Raw genomic sequence first — 14,410 nt, forward strand, 5'->3', positions numbered from 1 at the left:
GATCCCAAAAAACCCACCCCGACTGACGGCCATTGTCAGAAACTTCCCACAGGAGTACAAATGTACTCCATGACAACCCTGACCCCCCGCCGCACCGCCATCCTGACCTTCATCCGCGACCGCATCGCGCAACAAGGCCAACCCCCCAGCCTCGCCGAGATCGCCGAGGCGTTCGGCTTCGCCTCCCGCAGCGTCGCACGCAAGCACGTGGTGGCCCTGACCGAAGCCGGCTTCATCGAGGTCAACCCCAACCAGGCGCGTGGTATCCGCCTGCTCAACCAACCCACACGCCCCGAATGGCTGGACATCCCCGTCCTCGGCCGCGTCGCCGCCGGCCTGCCCATCGGCGCCGACGCCGAAGTGCACAGCCGCCTGCAACTAGACCCCGCCACTTTCGCGAAAACCCCCGACTACCTGCTGCGCGTCCAAGGCGATTCGATGATCGAAGACGGCATCCTCGACGGTGACCTCGTAGGCGTGCGCCGCAGCGCCGAAGCCTTGAACGGGCAGATCGTGGTCGCGCGCCTGGACGGCGAAGTCACCATCAAGCGTTTCGAGCGCCACGGCGAGCACGTGCGCCTGCTGCCCCGCAACCCCGCGTACCAACCCATCGTGGTTGGGCCTGACCAGGACCTGGCCATCGAAGGGGTGTTCTGCGGCCTGGTGAGGCAAGGCTGATGGGCGCCGTGGTTGCCCTGGACTCGCTGTTCAATGGCGGGCGAGTCTGGAAGGGCCGGCCCGCCGCACCTCCCGTCAGCGTGCACCCCACGGGGCTGGCGGCGCTGGATGCGGTGCTGCCCACGGGGGGCTGGCCGGAGTCGGCGCTGAGCGAAATCCTCATGGCGAAGGAGGGCGTGGGCGAGTTGCAACTGGTGTTGCCGACCCTGGCGCGTTTATCTGCGGCAGGGGAGCGCATCGTACTGGTGGCGCCGCCCTATACGCCGTACCCCCATGCCTGGCAGAACGCCGGGGTGGACCTGCGCCAACTCTCGGTGATCCAGGCCGAGGAACGCGATGCCCTGTGGGCCGTTGAACAGTGCCTGCGTTCCGGCAGTTGCGGCGCGGTGTTGTGCTGGCCGCGCAAGGCCGATGACCGGGCGTTGCGGCGCTTGCAGGTGGCGGCGGAAACCGGGCAGACCCTGGCATTTGCCTGGCGCGCCTTGAGCGAGGCAATCAATGCATCGCCTGCTGCGTTGCGCCTGGCGGTGGAGGCCAGGCCCGCGCAGGTGCGGGTGCTCAAGTGCCGGGGCGGCCTGGCCCACCCGGCGCCGATTGCGCTGGCGGGGCACTGAGGTTGCCATGCGCTGGGTGTGTATTGTCTTCCCGCAATTGGCGCTGGACGGGGTGCAGCGTGGGCATCCCGAGCCGGGCCAGCCCCTGGCCTTGCTGGCCGGTACGCCGCAGCGGCGTGTGCTGCAAACCGTCAATGACGCTGCCCGTGCCTTGGGCTTGCGCCCCGGCCAATCCCTGACCGCCGCCCATGCCTTGGCCAAGACCTTTGCCTGTGCCGAATACGACCCCGCCGAAATCGAGCGCTGGCAGCAGTTTTTGGCCGCCTGGGCCTATCGGTTCAGCTCTCAGGTCAGTGTGTATTACCCACGGGCGCTGCTGTTCGAGATCGAATCGAGCCTGGGGCTGTTCGGGCCCTGGCCGGCCTTCGAGACGCGGTTGCGCAAGGAGTTGAGCGAGCTGGGGTTTCGCCATCGCATCGTGGCCGCGCCCAACCCGGCGGCGGCCCGGGTGTTGGCGAATATTGATGATGGCCTGGCAGTTCAGGACGACGCCTTGATGCAAGCCCTGGCGCCGCTGCCCATCGACCGTGCTGGCCTTGACCCGCAGGCCGCCACCGCGTTGTCACGCATGGGCCTGCGCACCCTGGCCCAGGTGCAGGCGTTGCCCCGGCACACCTTGGCGCGGCGTTTCGACGCGAGTTTGCTCAAGCATCTCGATGCCTTGGCCGGGCAGCGCCCGTTGGCGCTGGCGTTCTACCAGCCGCCGGACCGTTTCGATGTGCGCATCGAGCTGAATTTCGACGTGCAATCCCACCAGGCCTTGCTGTTTCCGTTGCGCCGTTTGACCGCTGACCTGTCGGCCTTCCTGTGTGGCCGCGACAGTGGTGTGCAGCGTTTTGACCTGCACCTGGAACACGCCCAGGCGCCCGACAGCGTGATCAAGGTGGGCCTGCTCAGCGCCGAGCGTGAGCCGGCGATGCTGTTCGAACTGGCCCGGGGGCGCCTGGAGCAGGTGCAAGTCACCTCGCCGGTGCGCGGCTTTCGCCTGGTGGCCCAGGACCTGCCGACCTTCGTCCCGCAACGCCAGGACCTGTTCGATGACCGCCCGCAACAGACCTTGCCCTGGGAGCAATTGCGCGAACGCCTGCGCGCACGCCTGGGGGACGAGGCGGTGCAGGGCCTGCGCTTTCACGCCGACCACCGCCCCGAATGCGCCTGGCAAGCGGCGACCGATCCGCGCGTGTGCCAAGGCCTGAACAAGGTGCAACGCCCTGGCTGGTTGTTGAATGAGCCCACGTTATTGGCCGAGCACGGAGTGCAGATCCTCATGGGCCCGGAGCGCATTGAATCCGGCTGGTGGGATGGCGCCGACATCCGCCGCGACTACTACCTGATCCAGACTCGCGCCGGCCAGCAAGGCTGGGCCTTCCGCACCGTGGGGCAAAACGACGGGCTGTGGCTGCAAGGCTGGTTTGCATGAAACCCCCACACACCATGGCAGCCACCGTTGACACCCCTCCCTGTAGGAGCCGGCTTGCCGGCGAAAAACTCAAGCACGCCGCGTTCACCCAGGCACCGCGCCCATGAATTACGCCGAGCTGCATTGCCTGTCCAACTTCAGCTTCCAACGCGGCGCCTCCAGTGCGCTGGAGCTGTTCGAGCGCGCCAAGCGCCAGGGCTACAGCGCGCTGGCGATCACCGATGAATGCACGCTGTCGGGTATCGTCCGGGCTTGGCAGGCGGCGAAAGCGGTGGAGCTGCCGCTGATCATCGGCAGTGAAGTGCGCATCGAGCATGGCCCGAAACTGGTGCTGCTGGTGCAAGACCTGACCGGCTACCAGCACCTGTGTCGCTTGATCACCCTGGCCCGGCGCCGCGCCGAAAAGGGCAGTTACCGCCTGCTGTTTGAGGATTTCGAACAACCGTTGCCCGGCCTGCTGGCGCTGTGGGTGGCCGAAGACAGCGACACCCAGGCGTCGATCCAGTGGCTGCGCCGCACCTTCGCCGACCGTCTGTGGCTGGCGGTGCACCTCCACTGTGGCCAGGACGATGCGCGCCACCTGGAGCAACGCCTGCAATTGGCGGCCAGCCTACACATCCCCGCGGTGGCCTGCGGCGATGTGCACATGCATGCCCGCGGTCGCCGAGCCCTGCAAGACACCATGACCGCCATCCGTCATCACGTGCCGGTGGCCGAAGCCGGCACGCGCCTGCACCCCAACGGCGAGCGGCATTTGCGCAGCCTAGACGCCCTGGCCGCGTTGTACCCGCAAAGCCTGCTCGACGAAACCCTGGCCATCGCCCGCCGTTGCAGCTTCGACTTGAGCCAGTTGCGCTATCACTACCCGCGTGAGCTGGTGCCTGCCGGCCATGATGCCAAGTCCTGGCTGCGCGCCGTGACCGAACAGGGCATCGCCGCGCGCTGGCCCAAAGGTGTCGAGGCCAAGACCCTGAAGCAGATCAACGACGAACTGGAACTGATCAGTGAGCTGGGTTACGAGAGTTATTTCCTCACCGTGCACGACATCGTGCAGTTCGCCCGCAGCCGCTCGATCCTGTGCCAGGGCCGGGGTTCGGCGGCCAACTCGGCGGTGTGTTTTGCCCTGGGCATCACCGAGATCCACCCCGGCCTGACGAGCATGTTGTTCGAGCGCTTCCTGTCCCGGGAGCGCAACGAACCCCCGGATATCGACGTCGACTTCGAGCATGACCGCCGCGAAGAAGTGCTGCAGTACGTGTTCCAGCGCTACGGCCGCACCCGTGCGGCGCTGACGGCGGTGGTCAGCAGTTATCACGCGGCCGGCGCGGTGCGGGATGTGGCCAAGGCCCTGGGCTTGCCGCCCGACCAGATCAACGCGCTGGCCGACTGCTGCGGGCGCTGGAGCGACGATGCGCCGCCGCTGGCGCGCTTGCGTGAAGGCGGCTTCGATCCCGAGAGCCCGATCCTGCGCCGCGTGCTCACGCTCACCCAACAACTGATCGGCTTTCCCCGGCACCTGTCCCAGCACCCGGGCGGGTTCGTGATTTCCGAATACCCCCTGGATACCCTGGTACCGGTGGAAAACGCCGCCATGGCCGAGCGCACCATCATCCAGTGGGACAAGGACGACCTCGATGCCGTCGGCCTGCTCAAGGTGGATATCCTCGCCCTGGGCATGCTCAGCGCGATCCGCCGTTGCTTCGATTTGCTGCGCCGTCACCGCAACCGTGACCTGGCCCTGGCGACGATCCCCAGGGAAGACCCCGCCACTTACGCCATGATCAGCAAGGCCGACACCATCGGCGTGTTCCAGATCGAGTCGCGGGCGCAGATGTCGATGTTGCCCCGGCTCAAGCCGCAGACCTTTTACGACCTGGTGATCGAAGTGGCGATCGTGCGGCCGGGGCCGATCCAGGGCGGCATGGTGCACCCGTACCTGCGCCGGCGGAACAAGGAAGAGCCGGAGACCTACCCATCGCCTCAACTGGAGGCTGTGCTTAAACGCACCCTGGGCATTCCGCTGTTTCAGGAACAGGTGATGCAGATCGCCATGGTCGCGGCCGATTATGGCCCCGGCGAAGCCGACCAGTTGCGCCGCTCCATGGCCGCCTGGAAACGCCATGGCGGCCTGGAGCCGCATCAGGAACGCCTGCGCACCGGCATGCTGAAAAACGGCTACAGCGAGGCATTTGCCGCGCAGATCTTCGAACAGATCAAGGGCTTTGGCAGCTATGGTTTCCCCGAGTCCCACGCGGCCAGCTTTGCCTTGCTGACCTACGCCAGTTGCTGGCTCAAATGCCATGAACCTGCCGCGTTCGCCTGTGCGCTGATCAACAGCTGGCCCATGGGTTTCTACAGCCCGGACCAGATCCTGCAGGACGCGCGGCGCCATCGTTTGCAGATCCGCCCGGTGGATGTGCAGGCCAGTGATTGGGATTGCAGCCTGGAACCCATCGAGGGCGAACAGCCGGCGATTCGCCTGGGGCTGCGCATGATCGCGGGGTTTCGTGAAGAGGATGGGCGCCGTATCGAAGCGGCCCGCCAGCATCGGGCCTTCAGCGATATTGCCGACCTGGACGCCCGTGCCGGGCTGGATGCGCGCACCCAGGCGCTGCTGGCCGATTCGGGCGCCTTGCGTGCCTTGGCCGGCAACCGCCACACGGCGCGCTGGGAAGTGGCCGGGGTGCAAAAGCAGCTGGGGCTGTTTGCCGGGTTGCCGAGCCCCGATGAGGCGGTAGTCGAGCTGCCCGCGCCCACGGTGGGCGAAGACCTGCAGGCCGACTACGCCACCGTCGGCACCACCCTGGGCCCACACCCGCTGGCCTTGCTGCGTGGCGAGTTGCGCAAGCGGCGCTGCCGCAGCTCCCAGGAGTTGCTCGCGGTGGAGCATGGGCGCAACGTGAGCGTGGCGGGGCTGGTGACGGGGCGTCAGCGCCCGGGCACCGCCAGCGGTGTGACGTTTGTGACCCTGGAAGACGAATTCGGCAACCTCAATGTGGTGGTCTGGCGTGACCTGGCCGAGCGTCAGCGCCAGGCGTTGGTGGGTTCGCGGTTGCTCAAGGTGGACGGACGCTGGGAAGCGGTGGGCGAAGTGCGCCACCTGATCGCCGGGCGCCTTACCGACTTGTCGCCCCTGCTGGAAGGCATTCATGTGCGCAGTCGGGATTTTCACTGAGGTCAGTGGTTTCTGCTGTAATTACCCCCTAACGTATACGCGTTGAAACGATCTACCGCTGGTGTGCTCAAAACCTTGCCGATGTTTTCTTTTCGCACAGAGCCAACCGATGCAATTTTTATCCAACCCCCACGGCTGTGAAGGCTGGGCCGGTGAAATGGCCCAGCGGATCCGCGCGTTCGATTGGTCGGCCACCGACCTTGGCCCGATCGACAACTGGTCCACCAGCCTGGCCTGCACCGTACAGATGATGCTGGCATCACCGGTGCCGATGGTGATGTTGTGGGGGCGGGCGGGGTACATGATCTACAACGACAGCTACTCGACGTTCGCCGGCGGCCGCCACCCCTATTTGCTGGGCACGCCGGTGGAGCTGGGCTGGCCGGAAGTGGCCGACTTCAACCGGCATGTGGTCGACACCTGCCTGGCCGGTGGCACCTTGTCGTTCAACAACAAGGACCTGGTGCTGCTGCGCAACGGCAAGCCCGAAGAGGTGTGGCTGGACCTCTACTACAGCCCGGTCGCCGGCGACAATCATCAACCGGCCGGGGTGCTGGCGATTGTGGTGGAAACCACCGAGCACGTGCATTCCGAGCGCTTGCGCCAGGAACTCACCCATAACCTGGAGCAACGCGTGGCCGCCGAAGTGCAGGCCCGTTCGGCGGCCGAAGACCAGTTGCGGCAGTCGCAGAAGCTCGAAGCCATTGGCGGCCTCACCGGTGGCGTGGCCCATGACTTCAATAACCTGCTGCAGGTGATTGCCGGCAACCTGCACCTGCTGGCCCGGCACGAACCGGACAACGCCCAGGTGCAACGCCGCGTCAGCGCGGCCATTGCAGCGGTGGAGCGCGGGGCCAAGTTGTCGTCGCAGTTGCTGGCCTTTGCCCGTCGCCAACCGTTGTCGCCGGCGGTGTACAACCCGCAACGCATTTACGCCGGCCTGGGCGAGCTGTTGCAGCGGGCGCTGGGGGAAACCATCCATATCGATGTGCAATTGCCCCAGGACTCCTGGTGCATCAATGTCGACCGCAACCAGTTGGAAAATGCGCTGCTCAACCTGGCGATCAACGCCCGGGACGCCATGAAAGGCGAGGGCGTGATTCGCATCACTGGCGAAAACATTATCCTCAACCCCGCCGATTGCGTGGGCAAAAGCATCAAGCCCGGCGAGTACGTGCGCCTGGCGGTCACCGACACCGGTGTGGGCATGTCGCAGACGGTGCTCAAGCGTGCCTTCGAACCCTTCTTCACCACCAAGCGCGAGGGCCAGGGCACCGGCCTGGGCCTGAGCATGGTGTTCGGTTTTGTGCGTCAGAGCGGCGGGCATGTGGAGATGTGGAGCGAGGAGGGCAAGGGCTCGGTGGTGCAGATGTATTTCCCCCACAGCCTGGAGCCGGAGAGCCTCGACATGCACAGCGAACTGGCGCTCCACAGCGGCGGCCAGGAGACCGTCCTGGTGGTGGAGGACAATGAAGGCGTGCGCTTGACCGTGGTCGAGTTGCTGGAGCAGTCGGGCTACACCGTGCTCACCGCCGAAGACGGTGACCGCGCCATGCAGGCATTGCAAGACGGCGTGCGCCCGGACCTGATTTTCACCGACGTGGTCATGCCCGGTCGCGTCAAGAGCACTGACCTGGCCGACTGGGCCCGGGCGCAACAGCCGCCGGTGGCGGTGCTGTTCACCTCGGGCCACACCCGTGACATTCTCTCCAGCAATCACCTGCTGAGCCCCGACATTCATCTGCTGAGCAAGCCCTACAGCCCCGAAGCCCTGACGCAACGGGTGCGCAGCGTGCTCACCGCAAGACAAGGTTGCCCATGACGTCACAGCGCAGCATCCCGCCGATAACCGCCCACCCCACTGGCTTTGTCCGCGTACGCGGCGCCCGTGAACACAACTTGCGCAACGTCGATGTGGACATTCCCCGGGATGCCCTGGTGGTGTTTACCGGGGTATCGGGGTCGGGCAAGTCGTCCCTGGCGTTTTCCACGGTGTATGCCGAGGCACAACGGCGCTACTTCGAGTCGGTGGCGCCGTATGCACGGCGGCTGATCGACCAGGTTGGCGTGCCGGACGTCGATTCCATCGAAGGCCTGCCGCCTGCCGTGGCCCTGCAGCAACAGCGCGGTACGCCGAGCGCGCGCTCATCGGTGGGCAGCGTCACCACCTTGTCGAGCCTGATCCGCATGCTGTACTCCCGTGCCGGCAGCTACCCGCCGGGGCAGGCGATGCTGTATGCCGAAGACTTTTCGCCGAACCTGCCCCAGGGCGCCTGCCCGCAATGCCACGGCCTGGGCCGCGTGTACGAAGTGACCGAAGCGCTGATGGTGCCCGATCCCTCGCTGACCATCCGCCAGCGCGCCGTGGCGTCCTGGCCGTTGGCATGGCAGGGCCAGAACCTGCGCGACATCCTGGTGACCCTGGGCTATGACGTCGACATCCCGTGGCGCGACCTGCCGAAAAAGCAGCGCGACTGGATCTTGTTCACCGAAGAAACCCCCACCGTGCCGGTGTACGCAGGCTTCACCCCGGCGCAGACCCGCGACGCATTGAAGCGCAAGCTGGAACCGAGCTACCAGGGCACCTTCAGCGGTGCGCGGCGCTACATCCTGCACACCTTCACCCACACCCAAAGCGCACTGATGAAAAAGCGCGTGTCGCAGTTCATGCAAGGCAGTGCCTGCCCGTTATGCCAGGGCAAGCGCCTGACCCAGGCGGCGCTGTCGGTGAAGTTTGCCGGGGTGGATATTGGTGAGCTGTCGCAATTGTCGTTGACCCAGTTGGCCGAGTTGCTGCGGCCCGTGGCGGCGGGGCAGGACCGCATGAAGCTGTCGGTGGAAAAACGCCTGGCAGCCCAGCGCATCGCCCAGGACCTGCTGGAGCGGGTCAGCACCTTGACCGAGCTGGGGCTGGGCTATTTGTCCCTGGAGCGCAGCACGCCGACCTTGTCGTCCGGCGAATTGCAGCGCTTGCGCTTAGCGACTCAGTTAGGTTCGCAATTGTTTGGCGTGATCTACGTGCTGGACGAGCCGTCGGCGGGTTTGCATCCGGCGGATGGCGAGGCCTTGTTCACCGCGCTGGATCGGTTGAAGGCGGCCGGCAATTCGTTGTTTGTGGTGGAGCATGACCTGGAAACCATGCGCCGCGCCGACTGGCTGATCGACGTCGGCCCGGCCGCCGGCGAGCATGGCGGGCAGGTGCTGTACAGCGGCCCGCCTGCAGGGCTGGCGCACATCGAAGCGTCGCAAACCCGCGACTATCTGTTTGCCGAGCGCCGGCCTTCGACGCCGTCGCGACGTGAGCCGAGCGGCTGGTTGAAACTCGAAGGCGTGACCCGCAACAACCTCAAGGGCTTGAACGTCGACTTCCCGTTGGGCTGTTTCACGGCGGTCACCGGTATTTCCGGCTCGGGCAAGTCCAGCCTGGTCAGCCAGGCGCTGCTGGAACTGGTGGGCGCCGGCCTCGGCCGCGTGGTAGACAGCGACGAAGAACCGAGCCTGGAAGACGACGCGCCCCAGGCCAGCGGTGGGCATATCGGCAGCGGCCTGGAGCACATCCGTCGCCTGGTGCAGGTGGACCAGAAACCCATCGGCCGCACGCCGCGCTCCAACCTGGCGACCTACACCGGGCTGTTCGACAACGTGCGCAAGTTGTTCGCCGCGACACCAGCGGCCAAAAAGCAGCATTACGACGCGGGGCAGTTCTCGTTCAACGTCGCCAAGGGCCGTTGCCCCCACTGTGAGGGTGAAGGGTTTGTCAGCGTGGAACTGTTGTTCATGCCCAGCGTGTATGCGCCATGTCCTACCTGCCATGGGGCGCGCTACAACCCCGAAACACTGGCGATCAAATGGCAGGGCCTGAGCATCGCCCAGGTGCTGGGGCTGACGGTGGAACAGGCGGTGGAGGTGTTTGCCGAACAGCCTGGGGTGTTGCGTTCATTGCAGGTGCTGCGGGACATCGGGTTGGGTTACCTGCGCCTGGGGCAGCCGGCCACCGAGCTGTCGGGCGGCGAGGCGCAGCGCATCAAGCTGGCGACCGAGCTGCAACGCAATGCACGCGGCGCCACCTTGTATGTGCTGGACGAACCGACCACCGGCTTGCACCCACGGGACGTGGACCGCTTGCTCAGCCAGTTGAATCACCTGGTGGACGCCGGGCACACGGTGGTCGTGGTGGAACATGAAATGCGCGTGGTGGCGCAGAGTGACTGGGTGATCGACATCGGGCCGGGGGCCGGGGATTTGGGTGGGAAAATAGTGGCGTGCGGCACACCGCAGAAAGTCGCCAAGAGCAAGACCAGCCGCACCGCCCCCTTCCTGTCGCGAGAGCTGACCTTGTAGTGAGCGGGCTTGCCCCGCGCTGCGGTATATCAGACATACACCAGGCCCCTGACACACCGCAGCGCGGGGCAAGCCCGCTCACTACAGGTTTATAGGTTGATCTGTTGCTTGGCTTGTTTCACTACGTTCTCGACGGTGAAGCCAAACTTCTCCTGCAACTTGGCCAAGGGGGCCGATGCGCCAAAGCTGTTCATCACCACCTTGGCCCCGGTCTGCCCGACATAACGGTCCCAACCCAAGGGACCGGCCTGTTCCACCACCACCCGCGCCTTGATCGCAGGGGGCAGCACGCTGTCGCGGTAGGCCTGGTCCTGGTCTTCAAACAGCTCCCAGCTCGGCATGGACACTACCCGCGCGGCGATGCCTTCGGCTTTCAGCTGCTCGTACGCTGCCACGGCAAGGCTCACTTCGCTGCCTGTCGCCATCAGGATGACGGTGGGGTGGTCGTCACTGGCCAACACATACGCGCCCTTGGCTGCGCCGGAGGCAGCCGCGTAACGCGTGCGGTCCAGTGTCGGCAGCGCCTGGCGCGACAGCACCACGCAACTGGGGCGATGGGTTTGCGCCAGGGCCACTTTCCACACTTCCAGGGTTTCATTCGCGTCGCCCGGGCGCAGGGTCAGCAACCCTGGCGTAGCGCGCAACTGCGTGAGGTGTTCGATAGGTTGGTGCGTCGGCCCGTCCTCACCCACGCCAATCGAGTCATGGGTAAACACGAACACCACCGGCAACTCCATGATCGCCGCCAGGCGAATCGGCGGCTTCATGTAGTCGCTGAACACCAGGAACGTCGAGGTGTAGGGCCGCAGGTACGACAGCGCCATGCCGTTGGCAATCGCGCCCATGGCATGTTCGCGGATGCCAAAGTGCAGGTTGCGCCCACTGTAGTCGTCGGCACTGAAACGCCCGGCACCGTCAAAAGTGAGGTTGGTCTTGGTGGACGGTGACAAGTCGGCCGAGCCCCCCAGCAGCCAGGGGATGTGTTGCGCGAAGGCATTCAACACCTCGCCACCGGAAGCACGGCTGGCGACGCCTTTGGCGTCTGTGGCGAAGGTGGGCTGCCCCGCCTGCCATTGCTCGGGCATTTCCCCGGCGCGCATGCGCTGCAGCTCATCGGCCAGTGTCGGCTCAAGCTTGGCCAGGGCCTGGTTCCATTGCGCATACAGTGGCTCAGCACGTTCGTGCAGCGCATCACGCAATACCGTGCGCGCGCCCTCGGGCACCAGGAAGCTGGAATCCTGCGGCCAGCCATACGCGGCTTTGGTCAAGCGGATTTCTTCCTCACCCAACGGCTCGCCGTGGGCAGAGGCGGTGTTGTGCTTGTGGGGCGAGCCGTAGCCGATCACGCTGTCGACCACGATCAAGGTCGGCGCGCCGGTGTTTGACTGGAAGGTGTGCAGTGCCGTGCTCAGGGCCTGCAAGTCATTGGCATCGGTGACGTGCAGCGTGTGCCAGCCATAGGCCTGGAAGCGCTTGATCACGTCCTCACTGAACGCCAGCTCGGTGTGGCCTTCGATGCTGATGGTGTTGTTGTCGTAGATCCAGCACAGGTTATCCAGCTTCAAGTGCCCGGCCATGGAGGCGGCTTCGCTGCTGATGCCTTCCATCATGTCGCCGTCGCCACACAGGGTGTAGACGTTGTAATCGAACAGCACCTGGCCGTCGCGGTTGAAGCGTTCGCCCAGCCAGCGCTCGGCCATGGCCATGCCCACGCTGTTGGCGCAGCCTTGGCCCAGCGGGCCGGTGGTGGTTTCCACGCCGGTGGTCATGCGGTATTCGGGGTGTCCCGGGGTCTTGGAGCTCATCTGGCGGAACTGCTTGATATCGTCCAGGCTCACCGCCGGCAGGCCGGAGCGCTTGCCGTGCGCATCAATCTCCACCACGCCCGCCAGGTGCAGCAGCGAATACAGCAGCATTGACGCGTGCCCCACCGACAGCACGAAGCGGTCACGGTTGGGCCAGTCGGGATGGTCGGGGTGGTAGCGCAGGAACCGGCTCCACAGCGTATAGCCCACCGGCGCCAGGCCCATGGGCGTGCCCGGGTGGCCGGAATTGGCCTTTTGCACGGCGTCCATCGCCAGGGTGCGGATCGTGTTGATGCATTGGGTGTCGACAGCGGTGGCAGCGTGAGTCATGAAACCGGTCTCCCTCGGGTGGCGATCTACAGTGGAGGGCAGGGCGGGGCAAAGGTTTGATCGCGTTGCCGGTGCCGCGACGAACGGAGGGAATTGACCTCGAACATGACAAGACCCACTGCAATGGGCTAGCTTCAAGAGCGTAGGCCATTGATCAACGTGCGGAGGTTTTCCATGCCAGTGAAACACGACCTGTATCAGGACTTGGGATTGAGCAAGACAGTCGTTCACGAACGCAGGACGAGCGACAAACGCCTGGACTCGCTGCTCGCCCAATACGACGCAGCCGACGGGGAGGTGCTCAAGGCAGAGTCGGCCAGCGCCAGTGATGAGGACGTGGAGAAACTGAAGAAGAAGCGGCTGTTGATCAAAGACGAGATAGTGCAACGGCTGGGCTGAAGCGACGTCCGCGCCTACAGGGCGCGGACATATTTGTTCAGAATTGTCTGAAGGACAGGGCGCTTTTGACTGCCTATGATGCGCCCCGCCCACCTGGCTCTGGGGACTGTTGCGGCGCAAGGATTGCGCTGGTGAGCCAGGTGGGCACCTCTCTTCAAGCCAGCAGCGCCCGCGCGCATTCATCGATCGAGCGCTGCTGCGTTTCGCCATACAGCTTCAATTCATCAATCGTCTGACGGCCCAGCGCCTTTTCGAATTCCACCTGGTTGGCATTGGCCGCGTAGTGACTCTGCGCCGCATCCCCCAGGTTGGACTGGAAGATCCCCGCCGCGCTCACCGGCAAGAAATCCTCGTACACCAACGGTTCCACATCAATGTGGCCGGCCGTAATCAGCGCCTCCAGCGTGCGCGGCTGGTCGGCGTTGCCACGGGCGGCCACGCCCTGTTCGGTGGCGAAGTAGCGGAAGTACGCCAGGCCCTGTTCACGCATCTGCCCGTGGTTGTCGGGGAAGGCCTGGAAGTGTTGCTCCATCAATTGCATATAGCGCGCCGCGTTGCCTTCGTTCGGAAAGGCGCCCAGCTCATCACGCGCCGCATTCAGCAACTGGTCGTACAGCGCCCGGCCCTTGGGGGTCAGCGCGACACCGCGTTGTTCTATTTCACCGAAACGCGCGCTGTGGCTGCCTTGGGCGTCGGTGAAGGCGATGGGTTCATCCAGGGCCTTGAAGCTGGTCTGGCGCAGCAGGATCGGGCACTCACGGCGCGGCGGGCCTTCGATCACCGCCTTGGGGGTGATGCCTTTGCCCGGCATGGCGGCCTGCACCTGGTCGATGTCCAGGGTGCGCGGGGTGAGGTGGTTGATGTGCGGGCCTTTAAAGGCCACGACATCGGCGATCAGGCGGTGCTGGTCGCTCAGTTGCTGGTATTGCGCGCCGGTGACGGTCGCGGTGTGGTGCCAGCGGAAGGTTTCCAGGGCCTGGCGGATAAATTCATCGGCGTCTTCGGCATTGAGCCCGCCGTGCGTTTCGGCTTTCTCGATCAGGGCCAGGGCGCCAGGGGTGAAGATCGAGCGCTTGGCCAGGGCGATTTCGGCGAAGCTGCGCAGTTCGAGGTTTTCGATCAGCTCCAGACGCAGCAACGAGGTGAACACGCGGAACGGGCTGGTCTGTAGCGCATGCTCATGCACGGCGCGAAAGGCCGTGGAATGCACGGGCACACCGGCCGGCGTCAGGTCGTAGTAGCCCACCGGCTGCATGCCCATCACGGCAAACAGGCGGCCGATGGTGGCCAATTCATAGGCGGTGCCCAGGCGAATAGCACCGTGGCGTTCCATGTCCAGGCGCTGGATTTCGCCGGTGCGGTGCAGCTGTTGCGCCAGGCCCGGATCGCGGTCGAGAACGCGGGTATTGGTCTCGGCCACCAGCTCCATCAGGGCGCCGTAAAGTGGAACTTCATCTCGGTACATGTCGGACATGGCCTTGGAGAAGCCCTTGCGGATGTCGTCGGGGCTGACATGTGCGGTGGTCGGCATAGAAAAATTCCTGAACACGGTGGAGTGGGGCATGGCCTATGTCTGGATTTTGTTGGGCTGGGCCTGGCCGTGCAAACGAAGAATCCTCAGGACTTCATGCTGAAAATGAATGAAATG

At 65.1% G+C, this 14,410-nt stretch carries 9 protein-coding genes; 7 read left to right on the forward strand and 2 right to left on the reverse strand.

Annotated elements, in window-relative coordinates:
• Positions 1 to 60: 60 nt before the first annotated feature.
• The 6 genes from lexA (at position 61) to uvrA (ending at position 10,228) form a co-directional block, all read left to right on the forward strand.
• The gene (gene lexA / locus ACVWVP_RS05675) at positions 61 to 678 is read left to right on the forward strand and encodes a transcriptional repressor LexA (RefSeq protein WP_259171696.1); all 618 of its coding nucleotides are present in this window, start codon (positions 61 to 63) and stop codon (positions 676 to 678) included.
• Positions 678 to 1,292, forward strand: coding sequence for a translesion DNA synthesis-associated protein ImuA (gene imuA / locus ACVWVP_RS05680; protein WP_259171695.1), 615 nt, complete (start codon positions 678 to 680; stop codon positions 1,290 to 1,292). The genes lexA and imuA overlap by 1 nt, the downstream gene beginning before the upstream one ends.
• 7 nt (positions 1,293 to 1,299) lie before the next feature.
• On the forward strand, positions 1,300 to 2,712 hold the full coding sequence (locus ACVWVP_RS05685; protein WP_178922295.1) for a Y-family DNA polymerase: 1,413 nt from the start codon (positions 1,300 to 1,302) through the stop codon (positions 2,710 to 2,712).
• A gap of 103 nt (positions 2,713 to 2,815) precedes the next feature.
• Positions 2,816 to 5,887 carry an error-prone DNA polymerase gene (locus ACVWVP_RS05690; RefSeq protein WP_457404659.1) on the forward strand — a complete coding sequence of 1,024 codons (3,072 nt, stop codon included), beginning with the start codon at positions 2,816 to 2,818 and terminating at the stop codon, positions 5,885 to 5,887.
• A gap of 109 nt (positions 5,888 to 5,996) precedes the next feature.
• Positions 5,997 to 7,709 (forward strand): ATP-binding protein, encoded by a 1,713-nt coding sequence (locus ACVWVP_RS05695; protein ID WP_178922299.1) that lies wholly within the window; start codon positions 5,997 to 5,999, stop codon positions 7,707 to 7,709.
• Positions 7,706 to 10,228 (forward strand): excinuclease ABC subunit UvrA, encoded by a 2,523-nt coding sequence (uvrA, locus tag ACVWVP_RS05700; protein WP_178922301.1) that lies wholly within the window; start codon positions 7,706 to 7,708, stop codon positions 10,226 to 10,228. The genes ACVWVP_RS05695 and uvrA overlap by 4 nt, the downstream gene beginning before the upstream one ends.
• Positions 10,229 to 10,317: 89 nt before the next feature.
• On the opposite strand, the gene tkt is transcribed toward uvrA, so the two are convergent.
• Positions 10,318 to 12,363: a transketolase gene (tkt, locus tag ACVWVP_RS05705; protein WP_457404662.1), complete on the reverse strand. Its 2,046-nt coding sequence runs from the start codon at positions 12,361 to 12,363 to the stop codon at positions 10,318 to 10,320.
• A gap of 174 nt (positions 12,364 to 12,537) precedes the next feature.
• Between tkt and ACVWVP_RS05710 the strand changes: the two genes are divergently transcribed.
• Positions 12,538 to 12,762 (forward strand): DUF465 domain-containing protein, encoded by a 225-nt coding sequence (locus ACVWVP_RS05710; protein WP_457404664.1) that lies wholly within the window; start codon positions 12,538 to 12,540, stop codon positions 12,760 to 12,762.
• Positions 12,763 to 12,916: 154 nt separating this feature from the next.
• Here the strand turns inward: ACVWVP_RS05710 and hglS are convergent, their stop codons facing one another.
• Positions 12,917 to 14,293, reverse strand: a complete 1,377-nt coding sequence (hglS, locus tag ACVWVP_RS05715; RefSeq protein WP_457404665.1) for a 2-oxoadipate dioxygenase/decarboxylase HglS — start codon at positions 14,291 to 14,293, stop codon at positions 12,917 to 12,919.
• Positions 14,294 to 14,410: the final 117 nt, after the last annotated feature.

The sequence above is a fragment of the Pseudomonas sp. TE24901 genome, from assembly GCF_054058375.1.